Raw genomic sequence first — 17145 nt, 5'->3', positions numbered from 1 at the left:
ATCATCTCTTTTTGAGCCGATTTTGTGCAGATTTGAACGGCTTTTTCATAATCCGCTTTCACTCCTTCTTCTCCCGCCAAAAGCCCTTTAATCTCTCTGAATTGTCTTCTAACTTCTTCGACTACTCCGCCTGCCGCTCTTCCAACCGCTTTCATCGTCAAAGCGCAGAAGAAGAATACAAGCATCGAGCCGATAAATATACCGACTATTACTTTAGGATTCATCAAATGAATATTGAAAGCTTGCATAAATTCGTTCATACTCAAACTATAAACGATTTTATTATATAACTCTGAAGAACTTTCCGCCGTATATTTTGCCGAACCTATAACTATTTCGGTTAGATTATCCGAGTTAATCATTCTTCCCAAAGCCGTTTTAATTTCTTCTATATATGCGGCAACCAAAGCCATAGCCGTTAAAGCTGCGGAACATATTGCGAAACCTTTTCCCGTAGCAGCCGTTGTGTTTCCTAAAGAATCCAAAGCGTCCGTGCGCTCCCTTACGCTTTCAGGCAAACCCGACATTTCCGCATTTCCTCCCGCATTGTCCGCAATTGGTCCATAAGCATCGGTAGCCAAAGTGATTCCCAAAGTAGACAACATTCCAACGGAAGCCAAAGCTATTCCGTATAATCCTTGAGAGAAAGAACCTACATCAGAACCGAAACCTCCTGCAAAACCGAAAGCCAATATTATAGAAACGACTACCGTCACAACTGGTATTAAAGTGGATTGCATACCTATTGCAAGTCCTCCGATTATAACGGTCGCTGGTCCCGTTTTTGATTGTTCGGCAACCCATTGAGTAGGTTTATATTCGGCGGCGGTATAATATTCTGTAAAGAATCCGACAACATTTCCCGCTATAAGTCCCACTATTATTGAAACGAATAATCCCAAATTGTCAGGAAGAAGAGTTTTTACGAGTAGGAAAGAAACGATTATAATAATAACGCTGCTTACATAAACTCCCACTCTTAAGGATTTTAATAATTCGCCCATAGAAGCTTTTTCTTTAGTTTTTACGAAGAATACTCCGACTATTGAAGATAAAGTTCCTATAGCCGCAAGTATGAGAGGAAGCGAAACTGCATATATAGGGCTTATTGACGGATTTATATAACCGAAAGCCGCAGAACCCAAACTCATTGCCGCAAGTATAGAACCAGCGTAAGATTCGTAAAGGTCTGCGCCCATTCCAGCGACATCGCCAACATTATCGCCAACATTGTCCGCTATAACAGCGGGATTTCTTGGGTCGTCTTCTGGAATTCCCGCTTCGACTTTACCTACTAAATCCGCTCCGACATCGGCAGCTTTCGTAAATATTCCTCCTCCAACTCTCGCAAATAGAGCCTGAAAAGAAGCGCCTACTCCGAAACTCAACATTGTGGTTGTTACAAAATGCATTTTAGCCGCAACATAATCCATAGAATCTCTTGAAATATTTCCAAGTCCTAAAAAGTCGGTATTAAACCAATTATTGTCAAGCCAGCCGTTTAATATTATAAACCACATGGAAATATCGAATAATGCCAAACCGACTACCGTAAGTCCCATAACCGCTCCCGAACGAAACGCGATTGTCAAACCTTGATTTAAGGATTTTGAAGCCGCATGCGCCGTTCTTGCCGAAGCGTAAGTCGCCGTTTTCATTCCCAAGAAGCCCGATAAAGTGGAGAAAAAACCTCCCGTTAAAAAGCCAATCGGAACGAAAGGATTTTGCACTTTCAACGCGTATGAAAGAATGGCAAAAATAATGAAAGCTCCTCCAAAAAAGAAAGCTATAACTCTATACTGCTGTTTGAGATAGGCTATAGCGCCCGAACGAACATGAGAAGCTATTTCTTTCATTTTGTCGTTTCCTTCGTCTTGTTTTCGCATCCATTGATAAAAATAGAACGCGAACGCTAATGTTAGAATTGCCGCCGATATTGTAAAAAATCTGGCGTTTTGAGCTAATGATTCGTAATTCATAAGGTTACCTCATATTTTGATTTTTATTGAAAATTAATAATTCGTTATTATAATATAAATTATATAAATTGTCAATAAATTTTATAGATAATTTTATAGTTATTAAATTTATTTTTTATGCTTTACTAATAACGATTATTAAAGTAAAATAACGATATTAATATTAAATAATTTTGTAAATATAAAGCGAGAATTTTATGAGAATTTTTATATTATTTATTTCTTTTATTTTAATCAATGTTTTAGCATTCCCTCAAATATATACTTTGCAAAGAGGCGAGAGAGTAAAAGACGGATATATTTTGGACGAAAATAATTTTGCCGTCATTTTAGAGAAAAGCGATTTGAATAATCAAAAAACTTTCGACATACTTTATAAGGATACAAGATTAACGGGATTTAAAGAAGCGGGAATAATAAGAATACTTCCAAATAACACTTTAGTCGCCACAATGTTAAAATCTTCTACGGGAAAAGATATGTGGACTTTAATTTACGGCGATAACGAAACGGAATTCGATTCTATAGAGAGAAGTATTTTTTCGGGAAATAATTCCATAATATTTGCAAGATTAACGGACTATGGAATCGCAATCGTAAACGGCGAAAGACAAACGGAATACTCGGAATTATTCGGTTCTATTATTAACGACAATGATTTTGCTTTTTCTTATTTGAGAGACGGAGAATATTTTATCAATATAAACGGAGAAGAGACACAAATTGACAGCAAAGTCGACAGAATGAAATATTCTACAGATGGAAACGAGCTAATATATATTATCGAAGGAGAAGAAAATTTTGCAATATCAAATAACGAAACCGAAAAATTTTTGGAAATTAATGATTTTGCTTCCTTTGACGCGAATAATCATGCTTATGCGGTTAAATTTATGCCCGAAATTGATATGATAATTGAAACGAACGATTTTTTTACGACAAATGAAAACGATTCGATAATTACAAATATTTCGACTATCACAAATTATAATCTATCGAATATCAGCGTCTATACTAACGAAGAAGGAATAACGGTAAAAGGACAATCGAACACAATCGCTCTTATGACGATAACGAATATTATTACAAATTTTATGCCCGAACAAACCAATGAATTATTGACAAATTTTATTACCAACGAAAATACAACGATAAGCCTTATTTTGAACGGCAGAAATTTTGGAGAATACGATTTTATAACGAATATGTCATTTTCGCCAGACGGAAAAACTTTAGTGTTTATCGATATTGATACGAACGAAAATTTGAGTTTTCATGTTGGCGGTGATACGATTACAAATTACGATAATATTATTTTGTATAAATATTCCGATGATTCTAAAAACTTTGTCTATGCGGCGCAAACCAACGGAATTTCTTTTATCGTATTAAACGGAAAAAGATTGAGTAAAGATTTTGATAATATAAACGAAATTTATTTTTCTTCAAGTAATAATTTGGTTTATAACGCGATAAGAGGCGAGAGAGAATATATTTTTGCGGAAGATTTTGAAAGTCCCGTTTATAATAATATAACTTCTTTTAAGTTCATTAAAGAATCTTTCGCGTTTACGGGCGAGAGACTCGGAAAATATTATTATTTTATTTTGGATAAAGAAAATATTTTGAGAAGAGAATTCGGCGGATACGATTTTGTTTCGTCTATTAACGAAGAATCCGATTCGGCAATATCAATAGTTTCGGACGGAGAAAATATATTTATAATTAAAAATGGAAATATTATAAATAAATAATTTTTGTTTATAATTTATTTTTTATTTTTGATTTTTTATTTTAAAAATAAATTCTTTCAAGTCGTTAGGCAAAGGCGCTTTTACTTTTATAAGTTTATTCGTTATAGGATGATTGAATTCAAGTTTATAAGAATGCAAAGCCTGTCTTACAAAAAAATCTTTCGGAATTACGCTTTTTTTAATAAACGAATTAAAAACTTCGGGACCGTATTTTCCATATATTTTATCGCCAACCATATAAAGTCCGAGAGAATGCAAATGAACTCTTATTTGATGCATTCTTCCCGTATATAATCTAGCCATTACGATTGCATAATCTCCAAATTTTTTTATGGTTTTAAATTTTGTTTTTGAATATTTTAAATTTTCGTTTGGTTTAATATTATTAAAATTATTAGAATTTTTATTTTTAGAAATTTTATGAAGAATTTGATATCTTCTATAAAAAGGATTTCCTATCTCTTCCATATATCCTTCGACTGTAAAATTTTCTTCAATATTTTTCGCGTTTTCGACTATCGCGATATAAGTTTTTTTTATTTTATTAGAATTGTTTTTTGAATTACTTTTAGAATGCATTGCGCAGAATTTTGAAGCGAGTTCATGTCCTCTTGACATAACAACACAACCACTAGTTTCTCTGTCAATTCTGTTTAACATATTTATATTGCAGTTAAGATTTTCTTTCATTATCGTATGCAAAGTATTGTAATAATATTTTCCCGAAGGAATTACGGGTAAATTTGCGGGCTTATTTACGATAATCAAATCTCCGTCATCGTAAATTATTTGAATATTTTTATCAATATCGGGTTCTTTTAATCCTATAAGATGATAAATAATTTCGTCTCCTTTTTTTATCTCTCTCGTATATTTTATTCTTTTTCCGTTTACCAATACCAAACCTTGCCCGATTAAATCCTGCCATTTGCTTCTTGTATAATAAGAAAATCTATTTCCCAAATATCTATCGAGTCTAATCGTTTCAATATTTTCTTCGACTTTGCATTTTCTTATAACGGAACTTTTATATATTTCTTCAAGATTTGAAACCAATTTATTTTTTTCTTTTTTCATTTTTTTTGTTTTGAATTATAATTTTAACTTTATTTAAGAAAATCTTTATACAACATACTCGGCTGAACATCGGTATTGTTTTGATATTTGCTACTATATTCCTCGTATTCGCCGTCAATCGTGTGATAATATAATTGAGCTATTTCCACATTAGGATAAATTATTATCGGTTTGATGCAAAATATTTCCAAAGTCCAATAACCCGAAAATCCCACATCTCCAAATCCCGCGGTTATATGAATAAAAATTCCGAGTCTGCCAATCGATGAACGTCCTTCAATCATTGGAACGAAATTTTTTGTGGTAGTATATTCCAAAGTTCTTCCCAAATACAATTCGTTTGGTTCTAATTTATATCCTTTTTCGGAAATGATTATTTCTTTAGTTTCGTTAGGTTTCTTCATATCCAAAGTTTTTTCTTTATAAACTAAAAGTTTATTATGCAATCTCACATTATAACTATTTGAATTTAATTGACTTCTATTAAAAGGTTCTATTATTATATTTTTCCCCAGATTTTTTTCTATTTCGAGTCCCGATAAAATCATTTCGCATCCTAATTATTCTTAAATTGCTTTTTAAAATTATTATTCTTTATTTTTTAATATTAATATTGTATAATATATTTCATAAAATAAAAGTATGGAGTATCGAATGATAACTATAAATTATAAAAATGTATTGGGTTTTTTGAAAGAATACGAACTTGATTATTTGCATGATATTGCAAAATATTCGAACGAACTTTTGGAAAACAAAAAAGGAGCGGGAAACGATTTTTTAGGCTGGGTTAATTTGCCCACAGAAGCATTAAAAAACGCAAAAGAAATAGACGCACTCGGAAAAGAGATTAGAGAAAACGCGGAAGTTTTAGTTTCGGTTGGAATTGGAGGTTCTTATTTGGGAGCGCGAGCGGTTATAGAATCTTTTTTGAATCCTTTCGCTCAAGCTAAAAAAGGAGCGACTCAAGTAATATACGCGGGACATAATATGAACGGAGAATATTTTAAACATCTCTTGGATTATTTGGAAGGAAAAGATTTTTATGTCAATGTAATTTCAAAAAGCGGAACTACTACCGAGCCAGCGATTGCTTTTAGATTCTTAAAAGAGTATGCCGAAAAAAGATATGGAAAAGACGGAGCCGCAAAAAGAATAATAGCGACTACAGACGCTAAAAAAGGCGCTTTAAAAACTTTGTCTACCGAAAATAAATATAGAACTTTTGTGATTCCAGACGATGTGGGAGGAAGATATTCCGTTCTCACTCCAGTAGGTTTGATTCCAATCGCCGCCGCGGGAATAAATATAGAAGAGTTGATTAAAGGTTTTGATTCTATGGCAAAGTTGACGAAAGATAGCGATTATAAGAAAAATCCTTCTATGTTATACGCTATTCTTAGAAATATTTTATATAATAAAGGTTTCGCAACGGAGATTATGGTAAATTATATTCCAAGAATGCATTATATTTCCGAATGGTGGAAACAGTTATACGGAGAAAGCGAAGGAAAAGACAAAAAAGGCATTTATCCTTCTTCTGTGGATTTTTCAACCGATTTGCATTCATTGGGACAATTCATACAGGACGGAAGAAGAGGATTATTTGAAACGGTTATAAGAGTCGGACATGAAGATATAGATTTGAAAGTGAAAAAAGAAGATTCAGATTTGGACGGACTAAATTATTTGGACGGAAAAAAATTGCATGAAATAAATAAATCGGCGCTCGAGGCTACGGTTTTGGCTCATGTTGACGGCGGCGTTCCTAATATAATAATCGACATCGACAAAATTACTCCTTTCACAATCGGAGAGCTTTTATATTTCTTTGAAAAAGCCTGCGGTATTTCGGGTTATATTCTTGGAGTTAATCCTTTCGACCAGCCAGGTGTGGAAGAATATAAAAAGAATATGTTCGCTATGCTCGGCAAAAAAGGTTATGAGGAAATGGGCAAAACTTTAAGAGCGAGATTGGAGAAATAGATTATTATTTAACTGATAATAAAAAATCAAAATAAATTATTAAAATAAAAAATATTCAATAAAACTCAAGGATAACTAAAATGGGAAATCTTGAAAACGAAATTAAAAAAATCATTATTGAGGTTGCAAATCTCGAAGGCATGACGGTTGACGATATTGACAACGATACGCCTTTATTTGGAGAAGAGCTTGGACTCGATTCTATTGACGCTTTGGAGATTGGAGTCGCCATTAGAAAACATTTTGAAATAACATTTTCCGATATTGAAGAAAATAATAAAAAACACTTCTATTCGGTAAACACTTTGGCAAAATATATAAGAGAAAATTCTAAAAAAGAGTGAATAGGATTAAATTATGAGAAAATTAAGCGAAACAAATTTTTATTCTTTGAAAGATAGCGAAGAAACTTTTTTGATTCATAAAGAAAATAAATATCAAATAAGTTATAAAGATTTTGTAATCGATATTGCAAAATCATTGGAATATATTTCCAAATTAGAAAAAGACAATATTACGATTTTTATTGACAACGCTTATTATTTTATAACCGTTATGTCGGCGGCGCTTTTGCTAAAAAAGAAAGTCAATGTTCTTAATAACAATAGCCCAAAATATGTTGATAAGATAGTCGACAATTCTACGGTTTATATATCGGACGATGAAAAATCGCATGTCTCTCTTAAAAATATTTTTGACGGAGAATATGACGAAAAATGGATTGATTTTTTGAAGTCGAATAAAATAGACGAAAATCTGAATGTAAATTTTTATACTTCGGGTTTTACGGGATTTCCAAAATTGATTGAAAAAACTTTGAAACAGTTCGAGGCGGAAGCTTTAAAAATAATCGGAGAATTCGGAGAGAGTTTGAAAGATTCAATATTCGTTTATAGCGTTCCTCATTATCATAGCTACGGTTTCGTTTTTGATTTTTTAGTTCCTTATCTTTTGGAATTGAAATTGGCGGACAATAGAATAAATTATTTGGAAACTTTGAATAATTTTGAAGAATATAAAAATATTACTTTTGTCACCAATCCCGCGTTTTTGAAGAGAATAGACAAATCTTCTTTGAAAATAAAATCAAAATGGACGGTTTTTTCTTCGACTGGAGCTTTGGATAAAGAAGTTAACGATTTATGCATAGAAACTTTTAATACTGACGCTATTGAAATCTACGGAAGCACGGAAGGCGGATGTATGGCTTACAGAAAAAGAAGCGAAAAAGATTTATGGACGAGAGTAAAAATAGTGAAACTTAAAGTCGATAAAAACGGAAGTTTATCATGTTCTTCGGGCTATACGGGAGAAGGGCTTTGGGTTCATGTCGGCGATGTAGTCGATATGAAAAACGAAGACGAATTCGAGCTTTTGGGAAGAGAAGATTCTATAGTTAAAATCGAAGGAAAGAGAATAAGCGTTCAACAAATAGATAGACAAATTTTGGAAGATAAAAATTTTAAAGACAGTTATACGATTTATTGCAAATCGGATAAGAGAGAATATGTCGCGTCTTTTATAGTTTTAAGCGATGATAACGCGAACGAAGAAGAAATGAAAAAATATTTAAAAGAATATTTGAAAGGATATTTTGAAAAAATAGTTATTCCTAAAAAGATATATTTTACCGACTTAATTCCAAGAAACGAAATGGGAAAAATAGAGAGAAAACGACTTGACGCCATAATGGAAAAATTTGAAGTTTTAAATAAATCTTATGAAGTCTAAAAATTATAATTTGAAACATAAAAAAGAAAATATATTCGTAGCGGAAGTTTTTATATCCGAAGATTTGCCATTTTTTGACGGGCATTTTGAAAATTTTAAATTGCTTCCCGCGGTGGCTCAAATTAAAATCGCAGTCGATATTGCAAAAGAAATATTTGAAACCGATTTTGCCGTTCAAAAATTATCGAAAGTAAAATTTATCAATATGATTTATCCGAATACTAAAGTTAATATCGAAGGGCATTATTCAAACGATTTTCTTTCATTTAAAATATACGATAACGATAAAAAATACTCGGAAGGCAAAGCGCTGATTAAAGTATTATGAAACATTGGACTGAAGAAAAAGAAATAGGAAAAGTTTGGAAAATATATTTTTCAAGAGCGATTTATAAAATATTTGGGAGAAATTTAATGATAATTTATTTGATATTTCCCGTAAGCTTTGTATATTTTACTTACTATTTTATAAGCGGAAGAGTAAAAGCCTCGAAAGATTTTCTAAAGAGAATGTCGAAATACAATAAAAAAATAAAGTCGAATATTTTTTATTGTTATAAACATTTGGTTTCTTTTATAGTTACCGTTTGCGAAAAATTTGCGGCTTGGAACGGAGATATACCTTTGAAAGATTTGACATTGAAAACGAAAGAAGATTACGATAAAATTATAGATTTGTTAAACAAGAAAAAAGGAATTATAATATTGTTCGCTCATTTGGGAAATATTGAACTTTTAAAAGCTTTAGCGGCGATAAACGAAGGAAATCCGATTCAAAATTGCAAAATCAATATTGTGATGGATTTTAACATGAACAAAAATGTAAATATAATGATAGCTTCAGCGAAAAATAGCAAAGACAATTTCGTTGATTTTATAGACGCTAAAAATATCGGTCCAGAAACTATAATATCGATGGAATCGAAATTAAATAACGGCGAGATAATAGCGATTGCTGGAGACAGAACTTCGAGCAAGAGCGACAAATTTAATTTGGTTAATTTTTTGGGCGATGACGCTCCTTTTCCTTACGGCGCTTTTTTGATTCCCGTTTTGCTTAAATATCCGACTTATTATTTTTTCGCTTTGAGAGAAAACGATAAAATAATTCCGAAGAGATACGATTTTTATATTTACGAATCGAAAATTATTTCAAATATTCAAAATAAAAAAATAAATAAAAACGACAAATCTAAAATCGTCCTCGAACTTACGAAAGAGTTTGCCGATATAGTGGAAAAAACGGTTATAAAATATCCTTATCAATGGTATAATATGTATTATTTTTGGGCTGAATAAAAATGAAAAAATTTAAAATTAAGGAAATTAATATAATGAAAAAAGTTTTTATTTTAAATATTTTAAAATGTTTTATCTTGATATATTTTTTGTCGTCAATATTTTTAACCGCGCAGATTAAAAGCGAATATAAAGACGCAAAATTATTAAAAGGAGATTATAAACAGATTTTGTATTTTAATAGAAATCAAAAATCATTCGAATCTTCTGGGGATTTTTTTATAGCGAGCGGTTACGGAATTTGTTGGTTTACGAAAAAGCCCAAAGAGTCTATAACGATAATGGGCGAAAAAAGTATTTCTATGATTCTTCCAAACGGAGAGAAAAAAATATTGTCGGATTCAAGCAACGCGACATTTTCCCAAATAGCTAATATAATAAAATCGATTTTTACTTACGATGAAAAAGCGATAAACGATTCTTTTGACAAAACGGAAGACGAAAATAAAAATATAATTTATATTCCGAAAAATGACGACTTGAAAAAAATATTAAATAAAATCGAAATTGAAATATCCGAAAAAGGCTATATTGAAAGAATAAAAATTTATAATAAAAACGGCTATACGGAATATATAATGAATGTTGTATACGTTGGAAACGAGATAACGGATAATGAAAAAAAATATTTTGAATAAAAAAGTTTTCTTATGGCTAATCGTTCATTTGTCGATTCTTTTATTATTTTTGTTTAGGTTTAATCACAGAGCGAAAATTGAAACTAATTTTTTATCAATCGCTCCAAAATTTGAAGAAAGCGGGAATTTTCAAAATAGTATCGAAACATTTTTTTTACAAAATTCAAGCGAGATAAAAATTTTAGTGGAAAGCGAGGATTTTGATAAAGCTAAAAATTCGGCGATAGAAATAGAAAATTATATAAAAGAAATTTTTCAAAATGTCTCCGTTAATTTATATTCCAAGAATTATGACGATATTTTGGAAACTATTATAAAATACAAATATCAGCTTATTTCAAAAGATATTAGAAACGCACTTTTGAATAATCAAGCGAGTAGGGTAGCCGAAGAAGGAATCGCAAATTTTTACTCGCCATTTTTTATTCCTATAGTCGACAATATTGAAGACGACCCTTTTTTTGTTTTAAATTCAAAATTTATCGAATTGCTTCAAAATAATAACAATATCGAAACGAGAGACGGAATTAATTTTATAAATTATGAAGGAAAATTTAATGTTTCGCTTAATATGGATATTCCGAAAAAATTTAACGGCATGATTTTTTTTGACGACTTAACCGAATCATTAAAAAAAATAGAAAATAACGAAAATGTAAAAATATATATTTCGGGCGTTCCCATCCATGCGTATTATAGTCAGAAATCGGCGCAAAGAGAGATAACGATAATATCGGCGGTTTCTTTGATTTTTATTTGTTTGATATTTTTATTTATATTTAAATCCGTGAAGCCTTATATAATTTCTATGATTTCGATTGCAGTCTCTTCGGCGACTTCGTTTTTTTTGCTTTCAATAATTCTCGATTCCATTCATATATTTACTTTCGTTTTTGGAACAAGTTTGATTGGAATATCGCTCGATTATTCTATACATTTTATAACGGAATGGTATAACGAAAAAGATAAAAAAGAAGTTTTGAAAAAAATATTTCCGAGTATGAGTTTGAGTTTTATGACGACAATCGCAAGTTATTTCGCTTTGTCTTTAACTTCGCTTTCGCTTTTGAAACAAACCGCTTTATTTTCAATATTCGGACTTGCAAGTTCGTTTTTAACCGTGATTATAATTTATCCAATAATTTTTAAAAACGATTATCGTTTTTTAAGAAAAAATATTTTAAATAAAACTAAAAATATATTGGCAAGTTATGTCAATTTTTTAAATATTAAATTTGTTTTAATTTTGATTATATTAGTCGCTTTAATTTCAATTTTAAATATTCCAAAATTGAAAGTTAATTTTTCTTCAAATCAGCTTTATAATCCTCCAGATTTTCTTTCTCGAAACGAAACGGAAATTTATAAAAGATTAAATTCTTCTTTATCAAGAAATATAATCATATCGAGAGGAGAATCTTTAGACGATGCGTTAGAAAACGAAGAAATATTGGAAAATTATTTTACGAATTATAGCGCACTTTCAAAAATTTTTTATTCTAAAAGTAGACAGATAGAAAATATAAAACTTGTCGAAGATAATTTAATGCCTTTATTGAAGAAACAAACGGAAGATTTGGGTTTTGATGACGAAATTTATAATAAAATAAAATCGGAATTTGAAAATAATAAAAATGAATTTCTGAATATTGAAGATTTAATTGAAAATATGAGCGAGCTTAAAAAACTTATCGTAAAAAATGACGGAAAATATTTTATAATTTCCACAACGGACGAAATCGAAACGAAAATTATAGAAAACGAAAACATAAAAATATTCAATATAAACTCTGAAATAAACGAGACTTTGGATAAAACGGCAAAAACGGCTATAAAAACCGCGTTAATCGCTTATGTGATAATATTTTTCTTTATGATAATTTTCTTAAGTAAAAAACATGCTTTTGCGATAATTATAATTCAAATAATTTCAATTTTAGTAAATTTAAGCGTCCATTCGATATTTAATTTAAACGTAAATATATTTTCGGTATTCGCTCTCATACTTTCGATTGGAATATCTATAGATTATTGCATTTTCTTTTCAAAAAGCAAAGCGAAAAAAGAAGTTACATTTTTGTCTATATTTTTGGCTATGATTACGACTGCGCTGTCTTTTGGAACTTTGTCTTTCAGCGGATTTATTCCCGTTAAATCTTTCGGCTTGTTTTTGTTTATTGGAATATTGGTAACGTTTTTATTATCGCCCATTCTATTGACATTAAAATCTATTAAACTATAATTTAAATATATTTCAAATTGGAGAGAAAATATGTTAAAAAAAGTTAGTGCCTTATTTTTTACTTTAATAATTTTATCCAATATTTCAGCCATATAGTCGTTTTGAAAACAGGGCTTGCTTTTTTATGACAAGTTCCGCAGTCAATAGAGTAACCTATTTTTTATTTCTTATAAAAATTTTTTTCGACTTCGTTTCCAGATTCTTTCGCTCCATTCAAAAATTCATCGTATAATAAATCGGAATTCCTGCCTTTTCTTAGGCTTGAAGACAATATTAAAACTTTTTTGCTCATTTTATAACCTCTTTTAATTTTTAAATTTTGTTGTCTCTTATAATTTATAAGAAATTTTATGGCTCCCACCTATCTATGACTAAAGAATAAACTTTTATTAGCATCTATAGATTTTATTTTATTCATGTCGTCTGCGGAAAGTTCAAAATCGAAAATATTAAAGTTTTCAATCATTCTCTCTTTATGAACACTCTTTGGAATAACCACGACATTTCTTTGAATAAGCTATCTTAAAATTATTTGAGCGACAGACTTATTATATTTTTTCCCTTAAATATTATTTTTTATCCGCTCCGCAATATTCAAAAATTATTTTCATATTAAAAGTTTTTGTAATAATATTTGTTGGAATAATTATTTACTGCATTATAAATAAAATGTATTCGCTAAAATGCGACACATTTTGGCTTAAAAGATTTTTTGAAATTGAAACGATAAAAAATAAAAAGATTAAAGATATAACGAAATCGGATGTCAAAAAAGCGTTTGGCGAATTGCTTAAAAAATACAAGCGAGGAAGTAGCGCTCTTAATTCTTGCGCTACTGCTTTAAGAAAATATTATAATTATTTAAACGACACTACAAAATATAAATTAGATTTAAGCATATTCAATATTAAACTTCCGAAACGAATACATAAGACACCGTCCGCTTTTTTATTTAGAGATGTTATTAATCTATTCAAAGAAAATTATCATAAAGCGAAAAAGTTTACAGAGCGAAGAGATTTAATCGCTTTTCTTTTATACTCAATAACGGGAGCAAGAAAGCATGAATTGACTAACTTAAAAATCAAAAATATTTCAAGCGCTTACGGAAATAACGCGTCTGTTTTTGATTTTGAAGAGCGAAAAATAAAAATCTTTCAATCGAAAACGGAAGAATATAGAAGCGTTTTACTCCCGCCTATCGCTATGAAATATGTTAACTTATATTTGGAAGAGCGTGAAAAATATGCGAATAGAAGCGCGGACGGTTTTTTTATCAATGCGAACGGCGAAAATGCAAGCGAGAGCATCATGGATAGAATACCAGAGCGTTTTCAAAAAAAATACAATGTCAAGTTTAATTTGCATCAACTCCGAGCGGGCTATGTTTCTGACTTATACGATAACGGAATAGACTTGACGATGGTAAGCAGAATAATCGGACACAAGAGCGTTGATACTACTAATAAACATTATTTAGATTTGCAAAATAAAGAAATGATGCGAGCGGTAAAACGGCATCCTGCTTTTAGTATAAGAAGAGAAAAATTAAAAGAAGAGACGAAAGAAAAAACGAGCGAATTATCGAAAGAGGCTTTACAAGATTATATAAAGAATAATTTGAATGAAATAATCAAATATATAGAAAATAAAAAATCCTCTTCTGAAGCTGGCAACGACAGAAAAGGATAATTTAGAGAATTTAGACAACTTTATTATATAATATTTGATAAAAAATACAAGTTTGATAGAATAAAAAAAGATATGGAACTAAAATAAAAGAGTAGTCAGGTATATTTCACTTTATTTTATTTTACTCTTTAAATAACAATAAAATATTTCTATATTATTTAAAAATTACTTAAAACAATCCGCTTATCTTTCCGTTTTTGTCTATATCTATATTGCAAGCGACTGGAATTTTAGGAAGTCCCGGCATATCTATTATTCCGCCCGCCATTGCGATTATGAAGCCCGCGCCAGATGCTAGTTTTATTTCGTCAATATTCAAAGTATAATTTTTCGGCGCTCCCAATAAAGAAGGATTATCGGAAATCGATTTTTGCGTTTTCGACATACAAATCGGCAAATTCCCGTATCCAAGATTTTCTATTTTTTTTATTGTTTTTGAAGCTTTTTCCGTGAATGTTATTTTCCCCGCTCCGTATATTTCTTTGCATATAATTTCGATTTTTTCTTTTACGGGCAAATTTAATTTATAAAGCGGCTTATAATTCGTTTTCTTATTTTCTATTATATTTACAACTTTCTTTGACAAATCTTTAGCGCCGTTTCCTCCATATTCCCAAGCCTCGCATAAAGCTATTTCGACATTCAAAGAATTGCAATGTTCTTTTATAAGATTTATTTCTTTTTCGGTGTCGGAAGAAAATTTATTTATCGCCACAATAATCGGAATATTATATTTTTGCATATTTTCTATATGTTTATCCAAATTTTCAAAACCTTTTTGTAAAGCTTTTAAATCTTCTTTTGAAATATTTTTTGCGCTGCCATGATGTTTTAAAGCTCTGATTGTAGCCACTAAAACTATACAATTAAGTTTAAGATTCGAGAGTCGGCATTTTATATCCAAAAATTTTTCCGCTCCCAAATCCGCCGCAAAACCAGCTTCCGTTATCGTATAATCGGAAAGTTTTAAAGCCATTTTTGTAGCCAAGATTGAATTGCATCCATGCGCTATATTTGCGAAAGGACCGCCATGAACTATGACGGGAGTATTTTCGAGAGTTTGAACCAAATTTGGTTTTATAGCGTCTTTAAGTAACGCGCATGCCGAACCTTCTATTTTCAAATCTTTAACTTTTAATGGATTATCGTTTTTATCGTATGCAAAAATTATATTTCCGATTCTTTTTTTCAAATCCATTAACGAAGTCGACAAACATAATATAGCCATTATTTCGGACGAAACTGTAATTTGAAAAGAAGATTCCCGCGGAATTCCGTTTTGACTTCCTCCGAGTCCGATTATTATATTTCTTAAAGCTCTGTCGTTCATGTCTACCGCTCTTTTGAAAACTATTTTATTGATGTCGACATTCAATTTGTTTCCTTGTTTTATATGATTGTCTATGCAAGCCGCAATAAGATTATGCGCGCTTCCGATTGCATGAAAATCTCCGTTGAAATGCAAATTAATATCTTCCATAGGAACTATTTGAGAATATCCGCCTCCGCATGCTCCTCCTTTTATTCCGAATACGGGACCGAGCGAAGGTTCTCTTAAAGCCGCTATCGTCTTTTTTCCGATTTTATTTAGTCCTTGAGTTAGTCCGATTGTGACCGTAGATTTTCCCTCGCCCGCGGGAGTCGGAGTTATTGCAGTCACTAAAATAAGTTTTCCGTCTGGTTTATTTTTTAATTTATCCAAAAGAGACAATTCGATTTTTGCCTTGTATTTTCCATAAACTTCGTAGTCTTCGTCTTTCAAATTCAATTTTTTCGCTATTTCTTCAATTCTTTTTAATTTGCATTCTTGAGCTATTTGTATATCGGTTTTCATTTTCCGCTCCAAAAATATTAATTTTTTAATTATATATGGTAAAAGAATTAATGACAAATTTTTATTATCGTATTATTGTTATTTAGAAAATAATTTTAATTTTTATCATTCAGAATAATGGACAAAATATAAAATTTTATTCTATCTTTATGATTATTAATCGGGTCGAGTCCCAAAATTTCTTTTATTTTTTTCATTCTATAAATAATCGTATTTCTATGAGCGGATAGATTTTTGCATGCCTTGTTTATATTCATATCGTATTTGCTCATAGCCGTTATGGTTTCTTTGAAAAGCGAACTTCTATTTATTATATTCAAACTATTTTTCAATATCATTTTTGAATTAGCTTTATTAGTTAAAATGAGAAATTCCAAAATATAATCTTCAATAAAATATATCGCGTTATTTTTGAATTCCGTATAATTTAACAAAAAATTAGCCTGCTCGTAGCTTTCTGGAATATCGTTCAAACTATTTACTATCGCTCCGCATACGGTGGAAAATTTTAAATTCAATCTATCGTCTATTTCTTTTTGAAGACTTATAAAAAATTTTTTCAGAACGGATTTTTTATCGATTCTTTCTTTATCGTTAAAACTTTTGATTATAATAAATTGTCTGTTTCCTAAATAAGAAACTATATCTTGCTTATAAAAATATTTTAGATATTGCATTTTGTTTATTATATATTCGGTAGTTTTATACATATCCCAATTTTCATTTTTCTCAAATTTAATCATGCAAACGGCTCTTTCAATATTAAATAAATATTTATTCTTTTCAGCCCAAATATTAATTAGATTTAAATAACTGCGATTTTCTTTTGAAATGATTTTATAAATATAATTATTCAAAGTCGTTTGTTTAAATATTTTTTTATCAATATCTATTTCTTTTTCTATAAGAATTT

15 protein-coding genes are annotated in these 17145 nt (G+C 30.3%); 9 read left to right on the top strand and 6 right to left on the bottom strand.

Translation table 11 applies throughout. The features are described 5' to 3' along the window. Positions 1 to 1979, bottom strand: a 1979-nt coding sequence (locus EZH24_RS00770) for a sodium-translocating pyrophosphatase (RefSeq protein WP_137997228.1), incomplete at its 3' end; no start/stop codon positions are given. A 197-nt stretch (positions 1980 to 2176) separates the two neighbouring features. Here EZH24_RS00770 and EZH24_RS00765 point away from each other — a divergent pair. Beyond that, complete coding sequence (locus EZH24_RS00765) at positions 2177 to 3733, top strand: hypothetical protein (RefSeq protein WP_137997227.1); 1557 nt, start codon at positions 2177 to 2179, stop codon at positions 3731 to 3733. Between the two features lie 21 nt (positions 3734 to 3754). On the opposite strand, the gene EZH24_RS00760 is transcribed toward EZH24_RS00765, so the two are convergent. Continuing rightward, positions 3755 to 4810, bottom strand: a complete 1056-nt coding sequence (locus tag EZH24_RS00760) for a pseudouridine synthase (protein WP_137997226.1) — start codon at positions 4808 to 4810, stop codon at positions 3755 to 3757. 29 nt (positions 4811 to 4839) lie between these two features. Next, positions 4840 to 5358, bottom strand: a complete 519-nt coding sequence (dcd, locus tag EZH24_RS00755; protein WP_137997225.1) for a dCTP deaminase — start codon at positions 5356 to 5358, stop codon at positions 4840 to 4842. 106 nt (positions 5359 to 5464) lie between these two features. On the opposite strand from dcd, the gene EZH24_RS00750 reads away from it, so the two are divergent. The 7 genes from EZH24_RS00750 to EZH24_RS00720 all read left to right on the top strand — a co-directional run bounded on the left by EZH24_RS00750 (position 5465) and on the right by EZH24_RS00720 (position 12706). Continuing rightward, positions 5465 to 6796: a glucose-6-phosphate isomerase gene (locus EZH24_RS00750; protein ID WP_137997224.1), complete on the top strand. Its 1332-nt coding sequence runs from the start codon at positions 5465 to 5467 to the stop codon at positions 6794 to 6796. Positions 6797 to 6876: 80 nt separating this feature from the next. Further along, positions 6877 to 7140, top strand: a complete 264-nt coding sequence (locus EZH24_RS00745) for a phosphopantetheine-binding protein (RefSeq protein ID WP_137997223.1) — start codon at positions 6877 to 6879, stop codon at positions 7138 to 7140. Between the two features lie 13 nt (positions 7141 to 7153). Continuing rightward, positions 7154 to 8527, top strand: a complete 1374-nt coding sequence (locus EZH24_RS00740) for an AMP-binding protein (RefSeq protein ID WP_137997222.1) — start codon at positions 7154 to 7156, stop codon at positions 8525 to 8527. Continuing rightward, the gene (locus EZH24_RS00735) at positions 8517 to 8855 is read left to right on the top strand and encodes an ApeI family dehydratase (RefSeq protein ID WP_137997221.1); all 339 of its coding nucleotides are present in this window, start codon (positions 8517 to 8519) and stop codon (positions 8853 to 8855) included. Before EZH24_RS00740 ends, EZH24_RS00735 begins: the two co-directional genes overlap by 11 nt. Continuing rightward, positions 8852 to 9826, top strand: coding sequence for an LpxL/LpxP family acyltransferase (locus EZH24_RS00730; protein WP_137997220.1), 975 nt, complete (start codon positions 8852 to 8854; stop codon positions 9824 to 9826). The genes EZH24_RS00735 and EZH24_RS00730 overlap by 4 nt, the downstream gene beginning before the upstream one ends. A gap of 2 nt (positions 9827 to 9828) precedes the next feature. Continuing rightward, positions 9829 to 10464 carry a LolA family protein gene (locus tag EZH24_RS00725; protein WP_236847023.1) on the top strand — a complete coding sequence of 212 codons (636 nt, stop codon included), beginning with the start codon at positions 9829 to 9831 and terminating at the stop codon, positions 10462 to 10464. Then, positions 10442 to 12706 carry an MMPL family transporter gene (locus tag EZH24_RS00720; RefSeq protein WP_137997219.1) on the top strand — a complete coding sequence of 755 codons (2265 nt, stop codon included), beginning with the start codon at positions 10442 to 10444 and terminating at the stop codon, positions 12704 to 12706. Before EZH24_RS00725 ends, EZH24_RS00720 begins: the two co-directional genes overlap by 23 nt. A gap of 160 nt (positions 12707 to 12866) precedes the next feature. Here EZH24_RS00720 and EZH24_RS15265 read toward each other — a convergent pair whose 3' ends face one another. Next, positions 12867 to 12998, bottom strand: coding sequence for a hypothetical protein (locus EZH24_RS15265; protein ID WP_272897862.1), 132 nt, complete (start codon positions 12996 to 12998; stop codon positions 12867 to 12869). A 377-nt stretch (positions 12999 to 13375) separates the two neighbouring features. On the opposite strand from EZH24_RS15265, the gene EZH24_RS00710 reads away from it, so the two are divergent. Continuing rightward, the gene (locus EZH24_RS00710; RefSeq protein ID WP_137997218.1) at positions 13376 to 14398 is read left to right on the top strand and encodes a tyrosine-type recombinase/integrase; all 1023 of its coding nucleotides are present in this window, start codon (positions 13376 to 13378) and stop codon (positions 14396 to 14398) included. A 169-nt stretch (positions 14399 to 14567) separates the two neighbouring features. Here EZH24_RS00710 and EZH24_RS00705 read toward each other — a convergent pair whose 3' ends face one another. Together EZH24_RS00705 and EZH24_RS00700 are read right to left on the bottom strand one after the other, a co-directional pair. After that, positions 14568 to 16232, bottom strand: coding sequence for a formate--tetrahydrofolate ligase (locus EZH24_RS00705; RefSeq protein ID WP_137997217.1), 1665 nt, complete (start codon positions 16230 to 16232; stop codon positions 14568 to 14570). Positions 16233 to 16327: 95 nt separating this feature from the next. Further along, positions 16328 to 17145: PucR family transcriptional regulator (locus EZH24_RS00700; protein ID WP_137997216.1), on the bottom strand; the 818-nt coding region annotated here is incomplete at its 5' end.

The organism is Brachyspira catarrhinii (genome assembly GCF_005518285.1).
Classification (GTDB): domain Bacteria; phylum Spirochaetota; class Brachyspiria; order Brachyspirales; family Brachyspiraceae; genus Brachyspira; species Brachyspira catarrhinii.
The sequence above is the reverse complement of the archived record's forward strand: the minus strand, read 5'-3'. Positions and strand labels throughout refer to the sequence as shown.